Origin of the sequence: Hydrogenophaga crocea, assembly GCF_011388215.1 — a bacterium.
Classification (GTDB): Bacteria; Pseudomonadota; Gammaproteobacteria; order Burkholderiales; family Burkholderiaceae_C; genus Hydrogenophaga; species Hydrogenophaga crocea.
Genome location: NZ_CP049989.1, coordinates 4465332 through 4479119, shown reverse-complemented (window position 1 = coordinate 4479119; position 13788 = coordinate 4465332). Strand labels below are relative to the sequence as shown.

The 13788-nt window shown below is 68.9% G+C and carries 10 protein-coding genes; all 10 read right to left on the bottom strand.

Annotated elements, in window-relative coordinates:
• Positions 1-22: 22 nt before the first annotated feature.
• The 10 genes from G9Q37_RS21385 to nadA all read right to left on the bottom strand — a co-directional run bounded on the left by G9Q37_RS21385 (position 23) and on the right by nadA (position 13780).
• Positions 23-418 (bottom strand): hypothetical protein, encoded by a 396-nt coding sequence (locus G9Q37_RS21385; RefSeq protein ID WP_166230619.1) that lies wholly within the window; start codon positions 416-418, stop codon positions 23-25.
• Positions 419-432: 14 nt separating this feature from the next.
• Entirely contained in the window at positions 433-837 is a 405-nt protein-coding gene (locus G9Q37_RS21380) for an EndoU domain-containing protein (protein ID WP_166230617.1), read from the bottom strand.
• Between the two features lie 49 nt (positions 838-886).
• A complete protein-coding gene (locus G9Q37_RS21375) occupies positions 887-1315 on the bottom strand; it encodes a hypothetical protein (protein ID WP_166230615.1) in 429 nt (142 codons plus the stop codon).
• Positions 1316-1633: 318 nt separating this feature from the next.
• Positions 1634-2104: a hypothetical protein gene (locus tag G9Q37_RS21370; RefSeq protein ID WP_166230613.1), complete on the bottom strand. Its 471-nt coding sequence runs from the start codon at positions 2102-2104 to the stop codon at positions 1634-1636.
• Positions 2101-2400 (bottom strand): hypothetical protein, encoded by a 300-nt coding sequence (locus G9Q37_RS21365; protein ID WP_166230611.1) that lies wholly within the window; start codon positions 2398-2400, stop codon positions 2101-2103. Before G9Q37_RS21365 ends, G9Q37_RS21370 begins: the two co-directional genes overlap by 4 nt.
• 51 nt (positions 2401-2451) lie before the next feature.
• Positions 2452-2796 (bottom strand): hypothetical protein, encoded by a 345-nt coding sequence (locus tag G9Q37_RS21360; protein ID WP_166230609.1) that lies wholly within the window; start codon positions 2794-2796, stop codon positions 2452-2454.
• On the bottom strand, positions 2793-9005 hold the full coding sequence (locus tag G9Q37_RS21355; RefSeq protein ID WP_166230607.1) for a hemagglutinin repeat-containing protein: 6213 nt from the start codon (positions 9003-9005) through the stop codon (positions 2793-2795). The genes G9Q37_RS21360 and G9Q37_RS21355 overlap by 4 nt, the downstream gene beginning before the upstream one ends.
• A 34-nt stretch (positions 9006-9039) precedes the next feature.
• On the bottom strand, positions 9040-10782 hold the full coding sequence (locus tag G9Q37_RS21350; protein ID WP_240936451.1) for a ShlB/FhaC/HecB family hemolysin secretion/activation protein: 1743 nt from the start codon (positions 10780-10782) through the stop codon (positions 9040-9042).
• Positions 10783-10901: 119 nt separating this feature from the next.
• Positions 10902-12668 (bottom strand): aminodeoxychorismate synthase component I, encoded by a 1767-nt coding sequence (gene pabB, locus G9Q37_RS21345; RefSeq protein WP_166230605.1) that lies wholly within the window; start codon positions 12666-12668, stop codon positions 10902-10904.
• A 5-nt stretch (positions 12669-12673) separates the two neighbouring features.
• Positions 12674-13780 (bottom strand): quinolinate synthase NadA, encoded by a 1107-nt coding sequence (gene nadA / locus G9Q37_RS21340; RefSeq protein WP_166230603.1) that lies wholly within the window; start codon positions 13778-13780, stop codon positions 12674-12676.
• Positions 13781-13788 lie beyond the last annotated feature (8 nt).

Here is a 13788-nt window from a genome sequence, read left to right as displayed (position 1 = left end):
GCGGCTGGCCGAGCCGGTCGATTCATTCCGCGGGGAACGGCACCTCGATCGGCTTGCGTTCGGGGTCGGCGAGGAAACGGACGTAGGTTTCCACGGCCAGCTTGTACTGCGCGAAGCTGACTTCGCCGCCTTCGCCCTGGCTGTACAAGCCTTCGAACCAGACCTTGTCGGGCGTGATGTGGGCTACCCAGGCATTGCCGTCGGATTCGATGAGCTCGGCTTCGCCCGCTTCTATGCGGCGAATCTCTGTAAGCGCAGTTGCACCCGATCCTTTAGCACTTTGGATATCGCCATCAATCGCGGCGCACATCAGTTTGAACTCGTCGCGCGCAGCGCCGTACTCGTCAACGACCTGGATCCTGGGTGTTAGAACACGTTGGCCCGCGCACTCGGCGATCGTCGAGCGCTGGACTTTCAATAAAAGTGGTGGTCTCACTGCTCGCCTCCGAGCGGATAGAACGTTGTGCGTTGGTTCGTCGAATCCCAGAAAAACTTCATCTTGATTCCGCTGGGACTAGTACCCTCCCATCCCCCGTTGGGCGCGGGCAACTTGTTCTTGAACGCCTCGGACACCTCGTATTCAGTTCGCGCCTGTGACCATGACGGCGGGAAGAACGTGGACTCGCGAGCCTTGTCTACCCACTTACCTTTGTCCGCATCCCAGATTTGCACCGGCGCCTCATACGTCCCATTGGCGTTGTAGCTGATCTCCGCCCCCGGCTTGATCCGCGCCTCCCCATCCGCCGCGAGCTCCGCATGGTAGCCAGTGGCCTTACCTTTCGCATTGATCTCGCCCTCCAGCACGTGATCCATGTCGAATCGGTTGTCCTTGAGCACCTGCTGATCGGTCTTGGCGATGTACTCCGCATCGCGGCTGGTGTCGGGCTCATTCGGCCGGAAACGGCACCTCGATGGTCTTGTGCTCGGGATCGGATAGGAAACGCACGTAAGTATCTACAGCCAACTTGAATTGATCGAGGCTGACCGCGCCGCCTTCGCCTTGCTCGTATTGACCTTCAAACCAAACCCGACTCGGAGTGATGTACGTGTACCAAGCATTGCCTCCCAGCTCCTCTGCAAAGGATTCAGCGCGCTCCACACGTCGAATGGCTTCCATGGTCATCGCACCCGACCCCTTGGCATTTTGGATATCGGACATGATGGCGTCGCACATCAATCTGAACCGGGGAACACACAGCTGCCAACGAGACTCTTGCGGAGCCTCGTCGGTATCGACAACTTCAAGCCATCGCCCCGGCCACTTCTTCGACGGATCGGCGTTAGCCACATGTTCGACCATGGTCGCACGCAACATTAAGTGCATTCGGGCTCCTAGCTAGAGCATCAAGCACGCTGGCGGCGACAACCTAGGCAGTTAACACTTCTCTGAGCCGCTAGGCTTTTTGCCCGACTTCTCGATCTCGGACCAGCCCACAGCATCCCCATCGAAGGGGCGTAATCCAATCGCCGAAGCGCTGTTGGAAAGTCCCGCGAAGCCTAGCAACACACAGCCGACCACAAATGCCATGCCGCCCAAAACGCGACTTTCAGAGTAAAGAAGCGTGTAGCCAATCAAAGCCGACCCTGCGTCTCGCCTTCGACCTTGCGCAGGCCCGCGTTGGCTTCGAGACACTTACTTCAGCTGCTCTCCCGTGCAGGCAGCGGTTCCCGTCTCTGGATCCAGCAAACAACTCCACCAGCGGGTGAGCAAGTAGACCTCGCACCCCGGACGCCACACGCCTTTGGGTTCCGGGACAATCGCTGAGCGTTCGTCCAAGTTCAAAGCGGTAAAAGGGTCGAGGAAGCCCATGGCGGTATAGCGACCATCAGAATTGCCCTGCGCATGCATTTCTTTGGCGCGCTCGTGCAACCGATCCCAAGGCATCCGCGTCTCGTTTTCCACCCGCCGCACCTGCCACACCACTTCGTTTTTCACGTTCATACGAAAGACGTTGTGGTTCGCGAGTTCGATGTCTGGCCAATCCTTTCCCATTGGGAAGTCGGGTGTTGAATACGGACTTAGATGAACGATGCGATCCCCTCCAAGCAGAGAGACAACATCACAAACCTGCAAATCACAGAACTTCAGAATTTCTCTGCTCATCTGATGGGCCTCGGATTGGAGAACCAACTACGAAACTCAACCATGTCTTTCGGCTGACTCGTCACCTCAAACTGCACGCCACCACCGCCCCCGTTACCTCCCAACCCCTGCTTGATCTGCACGTCGTTGGCTACCGACACCCGCATGGTCTGGCCTGCTGACACCCTGACATCCACCACGTGCGTGGGCACTTGCGGCAAAGCGAACTTACTGGCGATTTGCTCGGCACTGAGACCTTGGATATCTTCCGCCCGCATCATCCATGTCCCAGCCACTTCAGACTCGCCAGTGCGCACTGTCACGATTTGTGCGTTTTAGGCCTGGTCGGCTGCCCTAAACAATCAATGTCATTTATTGATTGGCGTTCGAGGCAAACGTCCAACCGAACTGTTATCAGCTTTTGGATTGCTCACATGAATCCATAAATAAAAGTTGGCTGCATCAAAGGCACTTGTAAAGATCGAGGGTCGCGAGCGCCTTCCTCGTTCCGAGTGATAGACAAGCCACACACCATCTTCTTTGTGTATGTTCCACCCTCCATCTGGAAACGCGTCGGGAACGCCGAGCATCTTCACATCCACATTCACCTTTAGTCTTTGAAGCTCAGCAGCAAGCTCCCTTAGCGGCCAGTCCGGATCCGCATCGGGAAGCGATGGAGGAAACTCATAGCGATCACTCCACTGAATGTTCATGGTTTAACTCTCATATTTTTGAGATATCCATACTGGATCAATTCGTCGATGTTGGCGTAGCCATTCTTCACCTCTGGAATCACAGCCCGCATCTGCACTCCCCCTCCTGGCTGGTTGAAAGCCGGAGCGACCTTTTCTTCCACGACGGTGAACGGCTTGAGAACTGAATACTGCTCATAGGGATCGGCTTGCTTTCCAGGGGGTAGCGCCCGTTGTTCCAGCGGCGTGTCCACGGGCGAAAAGTACTGACCACTCCTGGAGCCGTAGCGATCCAAGGTATTTCCAACGTCCATCGTGACCGTTTTCGCTGTTCCCGGAACGGCACCATTGTTGGGCGCTTGTTGTTGCCAGTCCCATTCTCCGCCCGGACGTGTTGAGGTGGGACTTCTGAAGTGATCGAACTGCTGCCAGTCATCTCGAAGGGCGTTGTTGCTTACCTTCGTCATCTCATCGGCCGACGTCTTGCCCAACGCATCGAGCGCGCGCAGGCTGCCATTGCCGCCTCCGGTCGCCACGTGGATCCCGAGCTTGGCCAAATCCAGCGCCGCCTTGGCATCGAGCAGCCACGCCTCCGGGTACACCGCTTCAAGCCCTTGGGCCTTTTGTTGGGCAACGCGCCAGTAGCCCAGCAAGGTGCTCTGATCGGGACAGGCTTGCGGCGCTGTGCAACCCACGGCGGCCAGCTGCTGGTTGATGTAGTTGACCGTCTCATTGCACGCGCTGCCTTCGCAGCTGGCCACCGCGTTGGCCAGCAGGCGGTCGCTGAGTTCGTCCTTGTACTTCAGGGCTGCCGCGGTGTCGCATTGCTGGCCCGAGGTCTTGCAGGCCTTGTCGGCCTTGTTGAAGGCCTGCCTTTCCTGATGGCTCAGGTAGTTGTTGGTCACCTCATTGAGCGCAGAGCCCGCGCCTGCAGTGCCACCGACCATCCCACCTGCCACCGTGCTGGCCAGCGCCGTCAGGCTATCGGCCAGAGGGCCAACGATGCCAGCGGCTTGCAGCGCATCGGCCACCACCGGCGCACTGAGCGTGCCCGTGGCTGCGCCCGCCGCACCGGTGGCGCCGCCAGCAAGCCCTCCGACGACGGTGTGCGCCAGCAGACGCATCGTGCCCTGATCGCCCCAGTCGTCTTGCAGTTGCTGCGCTTCGCCGCGCAGCTGGCTGGCCCGCGATGCATCGCCCGATGCCTCTGCCTCCCGAGCTTGCTGCAATTTGTGCTCAGCCTCTTTCAGCTGATTGGCAGAGAAATCACCGATCGCCTTGCTGGCTTGCTGTCCGAAGCCCTTGGTGATGCTCACCTGCGCGTTGACTTCGTTGCGCACGCGGTCCTTGTCGAAGGTCGGGGTCAGACCGGTGCCGGCATCGCCGGTGCGCGCGGATTTGTTGCCGGCGATACCCGAGATACCCGCGTGTGTGGTGCTCGCGGCTTTGCCCTCTTCCGAGCCCCACCCCATGCCACTACCACTCTGTTTTTCGCCCACGCCCACGGTCGCGCCGGCCGACTCGGCGCTGTGGGTCTCGCGGTTTTGAATGTCGGTCAGCGCCGCCCCGCCTTCGCTCTCAAAGCGGTTCCTGCCGGCCTCCACCGCCGCCTGGGTGCTGGTGATGGCGCCGCCGTTCAGCGTGGTCTTGCCCTTGACGTGGACGTCGAAGCCGCCGTTGCCCGCGCGCAGGCCGCTCTGCTCGCCGACGCTGGCGTAGTCGCTGTCGATGCGGGTGCCGCTGGCGCTGAGCGAGCCCCCGGTGACCGCCCCGGCGCCGAAGCTCACACTGCCGCCCGCTTGCTGGCTGCGTTCCCGGTAGCGCAGGTGGTCCTGCGGGCTGTCGATGCGCAGGTCGCCGCCGATGTCGGCCTGCACCCGCTCGGCGCTCACCACCGCACCGGCCAAGGTGGTGTCGCCGCCCGATTCGATGACCACCTGCTGGCCCGCCTCCACGTGGCTGTTGCGGTGGGTGAGCATCTCGCCTTCGGCGTGGCCCTTGCCCGCGCTCGCACTGGCGGTGATGCCGAAACCCGCCCCCCCGCCGCCCAGCGCAAAGCCGACGCCGACGCTGGCCGACTGGTTGCGGCTGTCGGTGCGCTCGTGCACCGTGTTTTCGGCCGCACGCAGCTCGACATCGCCGTCGGCCTTGAGCCGCGCGGTCGTGCCCGCGCGGATGTCGCTGCCGCGCACGACGATGTCGCTGTCCGCACCCGCGCCGCTGGCAATCAGGTTCACCCGCCCGCCCGCGCTCACGCGGCTGGCTTGCGCGGTCCGTGCGCTGCCTTCGGTGGTGCTCTGGCTGCTCGAGCCGCCGATGCTGATGTTCAGGCTGATGCCCGAGGCCCCGCCGCCCGCGGCCTGCGACGCCGCGCTCACGGCCTGCGCGGTCTGCAGCCCGGCCGTGGCGGCGCCCAGGGCCTGCATGCGCCGGTCGTCGGTCTTGCCGATGGCTTCCACGCTCTCGGCCACGCCTTGCATGGCCTCGACGACCGCGCCGCTCACGCCGATCGAGATGCCGCCCTGGCGCGCCTTGTCCCGCTGCCAACGCTGTTCGGTGGTGGTGGTGTCGGTGATGGCGATGGAGCGGGCGCGCACATCGATGTCGCCCGCACCGGTCAACACGTCGGAGCCGCTCTGCTCGTAGGCGCCCCCGGCCCGGATGTCGACGTTGCCGGCAATCGTCCCCAGGGTGCTGCCCGCGGCCCCGGTGCCGCTGCTGCGCTGCTCGCGGCTCTGCTGCTCGCTGCCCAGCGTGACGCCGGCGTTGCCGCCGAACACGCCATGGGTCGTTTCTTCGTTGAAGCGCTCGTGGCGCTCGGTGGTGGCCTGGCTGGTCACGCGCACATCGCGCCCGGCACCGACCTGCAGGTTCTCGTCCGCCACCACGTCAGAGCCTTGCACGCGCACGTCGCGCCCGGCGTTCAGGCTCACCTGTCGGCCACCCAGGGCGCTGCCCTGGGCCTGGGTGTGGGCGTCGAGCCGGCGGGTTTCGGTGCTGGTTGCGCCCATGAAGTCGCCGTCGCTGGCGTGCAGGCCATGCGCCACCTCGTAGCGCGCTTCGCCCGCGGCGATGTTCAGGTCGCGCCCGGCATCCACCTGCAGATCGCCGTCGGCCTGCACCTGGGCCGCGCGCAGGTTCGCGTCGCGGCCGGCCGACAGCGCGACGGTCTTGCCGCCCACCACGGTGCCCGCCTCGGCGCTGCGGGCCACCCGGCCGTAGTTGCGCTCGTCGCGCGTGGCATCGAGGTTCTCGTGGGTGTCGACGGTGCCCAGGCTCAGGTCGCGCCCGGCCTGCAGGCCCACCCGGTCGCCCTGCACGGCCGCGGCGTTCAGGGCCAGGTCGCGGCCGGCCTGGGCCAGCAGCACACCCGCTTCGCCCGTCACCTGCAGCCGGGCCACCCGGTCGCGCAGCGCCACCTGCCCATCGGCGCTCGCGCTGGTGGTGCTGCTCACCTGCAGGTCGCGCCCGGCCTCCACCACCAGGGCATCGCGGGCCGTGAGCGCACCGCCGTCGACGGCGATGTCCTGCGTGGTGCGCAGGGCCGTGATGCCCTGGCTGCCGATGCGCCCGCTGCTGCGCACGCCTTGCGCGTCGATGAGCACCAGGTCGCGGCCGGCCACCGTGCCGCCGTTGACGAACCCGCCGCTCAGATCGAGCTGCACCGTCTGGCCGGCCAGCAGCGCGCCCTCGGGCGAGAGATCGCCCGCGCGCGGCCGCAGGTACACGCGCGGCACCAGCGCGGTGGCGGTGCGCCCGTCGGGCAGCGTGACGGTCTGGGCTTCGAGCCAGACGATGTCGCTGGTGAGGGCGGCCACCTGCCCGGCGCTGAGCGCGATGCCGGGGCGCAGTTCGTGCGCCTGCGCGAAGGTGGCGCCGGCCTCGAGCAGCGCGCGGTACTGCGCTTCGTCGTCGTCGAAGCCGTCCAGCCGGCGCTGACCGGTGCGGGTGCCGATCTGCTCGCCGACCAGCCGTTGCTCGATGAAGCCATCGCCCAGGCGCGGGGCCAGCGCATGGGCGTCCAGGCCGAGCAGAGCGAGCTGCAGGTCCGCGTCGAGCCACTGGCGCCGGTCGGTGAAGCGGGGGTCGGTCTCGTAGAGATGGCCCGCCGCCGGATCGGCCACCGGCGCGAACAGCACGCTGCCGAGGTCGATCGGCAGCGCGGTGGGGGCATCGGGCGCGGCCTGCGCGACGCGGCCCACCGGGGCCTTGAGGATGGTCGGCAGCGACTGGTCGACCGGGGTGGCCACCCAGCCGTACTCGGTGTCGCATTCGATGGCATTGCAGGTGTGGTCGACGACGCCCCAGGTGAGGGCGGTGCCCCGGCGCGTGATGCGGGCGGGCACCTCGGTGGCCCGGTTGTCCACGCTCACGCCCGGCAGCCGCAAGGCCCCGCCCGCGACGATGGCGCTGTCCTGGTTCAGCAATGGCCCGCCCACGTCCAGGCGCATCTGCCCGCCCGCCAGGATCTGCCCGGGCTCGCTGTGCAAGGTGCGCAGCGCCGGCCGGCGCTCCACCACGGTCTGCTGGATGTCGAACGGCAGCAGCTCGCTGTTGATGGCGGCGCGCAGCGCGGCGAGCTTCTCGCCCAGCGCCACCCACGGCGCGGCCTGGGCCTGCCACTCGGCCAGCGCTTTCGGGTCGGCCGTCTGGTTCCAGGGCGTGTCGCTGCCTTGGGTCGGCCTGGGCATGGGGCCGGGGGGCCCGCCCGCGGGCGGCGTCACGTCCAGCGCGGCCCAGATCGGGTCGTCGCGGGTGTAGGCAAACCGGGCGTCCTGCCACACCTGCCCCTCGCTGTCGCCACTGCCGACGCTCACCCAGCCCGCGGCCTCGAACGGTTCGGGGCCGTGGTACCAGGTGCTGTAGACCGGGTCGGCCCAGACGCTGCCCTTGCGCAGGATCCAGGCGCGGCCCTGTCGGGTGTAGTCGTCGCCGCCCGACAGGCCGTAGGGCTTGACCGCCATCCACGCCACGGCTTGCGTATCGACCTCGCCGGCGGGCGTGAAGTACAGCGTGCGGCCCACCCCCTCGCCCTCGATGACCTCGGTTTGCAGGTGCTCGTTGGCATTGAGCAGGCTGCCCGCCCGGACATCAAGATCGCCCAGGGCCTCGATGCGCGCCGAACGGTTCTCGAGCCGGCCCGTGGTCAGGGCCATGTCGCCGCCACTGAGCAGCAGCGCGCCGCGCCGGTTGGTGATGCGCTCCTGCGCGTCGATGGTGAGCGGGCCGCGCGCCGCGATCACCGCACCTTCGCCGTTGTCGAGCACGCCGGTGCGGATCGCCACAGAGCCCCCGAGCACCTGGCCGCGGTTGTCCACGCGGGCCGTGTCGATGTCGACCGTGTCGCCGCCCAGCACCGTGCCGGTGTTGACGAGCTGCCCGTCGGCGCGCAGTTGCAACCGGCCCTGGGCGTTGAGCGCGCCCCGGTTGTTCACGCCCAGCCCGGCCTCGGTGCCGCGCAGGTAGATGTGCTGCGCGTACATGCCGCCGATGGCCGCCACATCGAGCAGGTAGTCGGGCGCCGCGCCGGTGGCGGCCAGGGCTTGCGCCGTGGCCGCATCGCCCGAGGCCAGGGCCCGCACCGCGTTGCTGCCGGTGACCACCGTGAGCCGGTTCGCCCACAGGCCGCCGTTGATGGCCATGGCCCGGGCCAGGATGCGGGCGTGGTCGGCGCTGCTGAGGTCCAGCCCCAGCTCGCCGATGAACACGCTGCCGCCGGTGACGCGAAACGCCTCGAGCGCGCCATCGGTGATGACCGGTGTGCCGGTGACGAGCGTGACGCCCTGCGCATTGATGAACCGGCCGCCGTTGACGCTCAGGCCGGCCGGGTTGGCCACCACCACCTCGGCCCGCTGCCCCGCCACCTCGATCGGCCCGTTGAGGTAGCTGGGGTTCTGCGAATTGACCTGGTTGACGATGACGCGCGCGGGCGCATTGCCCAGCCAGGGGTTGCCCGACACCCAGCCGGCGAGCTGGGTGTTGGAAGCGCTCGACCCGTTGTTGAGGACCGCCCCGCCCGGGCCGATGTCGAACTGGCTGTAGCGGTTGAACGAGACCCCGCTCGCACTCGGCGTCTGGATGTTGACCAGGGGCACCCCGTTGGCGGCGCTGAGCACGGTGGGCCGCTGGTGCCCGGGGGCGCTGCGGTCGACCAGGATCTGGGCGTGGAGCGCGGCCCCGGCGGACAGCAGGAGCGCAAACAGGAGGCGGCGAGGCGGCGTCGGGGGCATGGGGCGTGCGGATGGCGATGGGGACAAGGGCGGTTCAGAACGCGGCGCTCAGGCTGAAGCCGGCGGTGGCGCTGGACGTGTGGAACGTGGCGGGCCGCTGGAGCGGCCAGCCGAGGAAGAGGTCGTAGGCGCAAGCGCCGGCGCTGCCGCGCAGGCCGACCACCGCGCCCGTGAGGCGGCGCCCATTCATCCAGCGGGTCGATGGGCCACCGACGCGGCCGTGGTCCAGGCCCAGGTAGGCCTCGTGCGGCGAGGCACCGAGCGACAGACCGAGCTCGTTGCGCAGCAGCACCCCGCGATCGCCCGACAGGCTGGTTTCGCCGTCGAAGCCGCGCACGGTGTAGCGCCCGCCGATGGCGAAGCGGTCGGGCGCCGGCAAGGCGGTGCCGTTGTGCTGGGCGCGCAGCGTGGTCTGCACACGGCCGCGCAGGCCGGCGGCGCGCCACGGCGCCTGCAGGCTGGTGTCCAGCGTGGTCACGCGCAGACGCGATGTGCCTTCACCGTCGACCTGCTCAGGGGCCGGCAAGGCGTTGAACGCCGCGGTTCCGCGCCGGTGCGACAGCTGCAGGTCCAGCGTGGCGCTGGCGAACGCCTGGCGGTGGAAGAGGCCCAGCTCCCAACCCCCGGTGGCGCGGCGCTGGGGCTCCACCTCGGCGCCGTCGATGGCGGTGTCGGCGCGCCGGGCCCAGGCCTTCACGGCCATGCCGGTCTTGCCCCGGGCATCGCGGCGCAGCAGCCGCGTGAGGCTGAGTTCGGCGTTGTCGCTGGTGCCGCTGTAGACGAAGTTCTCGAACGGGCCCGCCACGTTCTGGTGGTACTGGCTGTGCGCGGCGGTGAAGCCCAGCAGCCAGTAGCCCCAGGGCAGCGAGTAGTGCGCCGTGTGGCCGTTGTTGCCGCGGATGCCCGGCTCGCCGCCGCCCAGGTCGTGGTTGAGCGTGAGGTAGAACAGGTCGTTGAGCGTCAGGCCATGGTCGACGCTGAGCGTGACGCTGCCCATGTAGCGGCCGGTGGCCCGGGAGCCGCTGTCGTCGATCGACGCGTTCAGCCGCCAGGGTTTCGCCTGCTGCCAGACGATACGCAGATCGCTCGCGGACGCATCGTCGGCGGGCTCGATGAAGACCTCGCTCGCCACGCTGGGCAATCGCCGGAAGTTCTCCAGGCCCTGCTCGATGTCGCGCAGGTTGAGGACATCGCCCGGGCGCACCGGCAGCGCGTTGACCGCCCGGGCGCGCGGGCGGGTGCCTGCGGCGAAACGCAGGGCATGCAGCCGACCGGGCAGCACGCTCAGCACCAGCCGTCCGGGCGCGAGGTCTTGCGGCCCGACCAGCACCCGGGTGGTCACGTACCCCTCGCGCACCAGCGCGCGCTGCGCACGCTCGACCGCCACCGTGATGCCTTGCGCCCCCAGGCACCGGCCGATGGCGGGATCGGGGCCGGAGACGATGTCGTCGAGCACGAAGCCGAAGCGCTCGGCATCGCCACCGGCGAGCCCCACCGAGCGGATCACCACGCAGGGTGCTTCGGCCTCAGGCCAATCGAGCGCAGGCAGCGCGAGGTCGGGCCGCTGGGGTGCGTCTGCGCGCGGTTGCAGCAGCTCGCGCTGCTGGCGGGCGCGCTCGTCGATGCGGCGCTGCTCGGCCTCGGCGCGCTCGGCGGCGGCCGGCGGGCTGGCGAGCGCGCCCTGCAGTGCGGCGAACAGGCCCAGGCACACGCCGATGCGAACGCCAATGCGCGGGGCGAATGGCCAAGCGGAAAACACGAAGCGGAACAGGCGCACGGCAAGGGAGCAAGCGGAACAAGCCGCGCATTACATGCGTTGCGCCGGGCCACAACGGGCGGGGGGTATGGGTGGGCCGCAAGGTGCGCCCAGGGCGCGGCGGCGCGTGCCCGGCCGGGTCAGCCCTGAGGGGCGATCACCGCAGGCAGCCAGCCGCGCAGGCTGTTCAAGAACGCGATCTCGCGCGCCTCATGCAGGCGCTCGCGCGGCAGCACCGCTTCGCGCACGCGGCCTTCGGCCAGCGCCACCTGCCGCCCGATGCCGGGCAGCAGCCCGCCGTCCAGCGCGGGCGTGAGCCAGCCCTCGCCCTCGAAGCGCAGCGCGACGTTGCCGCGCGTGCACTCGGTGAGCTCGCCGTCGTCGTTCCAAAGCAGCGTGTCGAACACGCCGGGCGCGGCCTGTTCGGCGGCTTCGTAGGGCGCGCGCCGTGTGGTCTTGTGGCGCACGAAGGGCGAGTGCGCCGCGAGGAAGGGCCGCTCGGCCAGCACCAGGCGCACCGGCACCGGCGTACCGGCCAGGGCGTGGGCGGTGGCCACGATGCGGCCGTCGCGCGCGCCCAGCACACGCACGCGCCAGAGGCCGGCGGGGTGCGCGCTGGCCACGGCCCGCAGCGCCTGCGCCCAGGCGGCCGCGGTCCAGGCGAAACCGAAGTGGCGCGCCGAGGCCGCCATGCGTTCGCGGTGCAGCGCCTCGTGGCGCCAGTGGCCGCCGTCGAGCGCGAGCGTTTCCAGCAGTTCGAAGGGCTCGGCCGCGCGCTGCGCGAAGGCCGCCTTGTGCTGCCATTCGCGCCATTCGCTGCGCGCGAGCGAACCGGCCGTGATGCCGCTGCCCACGCCCAGCCGCAGTTCGCGGCCGCGCACGGCCACGGTGCGGATGCCCACGTTGAAGGTCGCGCCGGCGCCGGGCCGCAGCACGCCCACCGCGCCGCAGTACACGCCACGCGCGCTGTCTTCGTGCTGAACGATGCGGCGCATGGCCTGGCGCTTGGGCGCGCCCGTGACCGAACCGCAGGGGAACAGCGCCTGCAGCAGGTCGAACAGCCGCGTGCCGGGCCGCGTGCGCGCGCGCACGTCGGAGGTCATCTGCCAGACCGTGGGCAGGGCCCGCAGCTCGAACAGCGCGGGCACCTGTACCGACCCCGGCCGCGCCACGCGCGAGAGGTCGTTGCGCAGCAGGTCGACCACCATCACGTTCTCGGCGCGTTCCTTGGGGCTGGCCTGGAGCTGCGCGGCCAGCGCCGCGTCGTCGGCGGCATCGCGGCCGCGCGGCGCGGTGCCCTTCATGGGGCGCGTGAGCACCTGGTCGCGGTCCCAGTCGAAAAACAGTTCGGGCGAAGCGCTGAGCACCTGCTGCGTGCCCGCGTCAACGAACACCGCCCAGTCGGCAGGCTGCTCGCGCCGCAGCGCCTCGAACAGCGCGAGCGCGCTGCCGTGCTGCAGCGTGCCGGCCCAGCGCGTGGTGAGGTTGGCCTGGTAAAGCTCGCCGTGTGCGATGGCCTGCAGCAGCGCCTGCACGTGGGTGTCGAAGGCGGCGCGCTCGGCGGGCGTGTCGGCCCAGGCGGCGCGCGGGGCGGGTTCATCGACCGCGGCGGGCGCAGGGGCGCTCAGCGGCGCGTCGTGCACGCCGAACCAGGCCAGCGGGCCATCGGGCGCGTGCGTGGGCAAGGCGGCGTCGAACGCGCCCGCGGCCTCGTAGGCGAGCCAGCCCACCACCCAGGCGCCGGCCTGTGCGGCGGCCTCGGCGGCGTCGATCACCGCACGCACCTCGCCCAGGTGCGAGGCCTGCAGCATGGCGCGCGGGGCGCCGAAGTCGAGGTGGAGCGGGCCGTGGCCCGCGAGCCCGCTGGCCGCGAAGGCCAGCCGCGCGTGCACGCGCGGGGCCGGCATGGGGATCAGGCCGCGCCGATGTCGGGCACCAGCGCGCCGGCGTCGCGGCCCGCCTTGTGCGCGGCGGTGAAGGCCAGCATGCGGTCGATGGGCAGGCGCGCGCGCGGGATCAGCGCCGGGTCGACCTCGATGCGGTTGAGGCCCTTCTCGAGCACCTCGGCCACGCCGGCCAGGCCGTTCATGGCCATCCAGGGGCAGTGCGCGCAGCTCTTGCAGGTGGCGCTGTTGCCCGCGGTGGGCGCTTCGATGAACAGCTTGCCCGGGTTCTGCTGACGCAGCATGTGCATCATGCCCTTGTCGGTGGCGACGATGAACTCGGGCGCGTCGAGCTCTTTCGCGGCCTTGAGGATGGCCGAGGTCGAGCCCACGGCATCGGCCAACGCCACCACCTCGGCCGGGCTCTCGGGGTGCACCAGCACCTTGGCCTTCGGGTGTTCCTTCTTGAGCGCCTCGAGCTCGAAGGCCTTGAACTCGTCGTGCACGATGCACGAGCCGTTCCACATCAGCATGTCGGCGCCGGTCTCGCGCTGGATGTAGCCGCCCAGGTGCTTGTCGGGCGCCCACAGGATCTTGTGGCCCTTGTCCTTGAGCGCGCGCACGATGTCGAGCGCGCAGCTGCTGGTCACCAGCCAGTCGGCGCGCGCCTTCACGGCCGCGCTGGTGTTGGCGTAGACCACCACGGTGCGGTCGGGGTGGGCGTCGCAGAAGGCGCTGAACTCGCCGATGGGGCAGCCGAGGTCGAGCGAGCAGTTGGCGTCGAGGTCGGGCATGAGCACGGTCTTCTCGGGGCTCAGGATCTTGGCCGTCTCGCCCATGAAGCGCACGCCCGAGACCACCAGCGTGCTGGCCGCGTGGTCGCGGCCGAAGCGCGCCATTTCGAGCGAGTCGCTCACGATGCCGCCGGTTTCGATTGCGAGGTCTTGCAGGTCGGGGTGCACGTAGTAGTGCGACACCATGACCGCGTTGCGTTCCTTGAGCAGCCGCTTGATGCGCTCCTTGAGCTCGGCGCGCTGCTTCGGACCGGGCTCCACGGGCACGCGCGCCCAGGCGTGCTGCGTGGGGCAGGCGGGCTGTTCGTATTCGACGTCGATGATGCCGGTGGCTTGGCTCATGGGGTGCC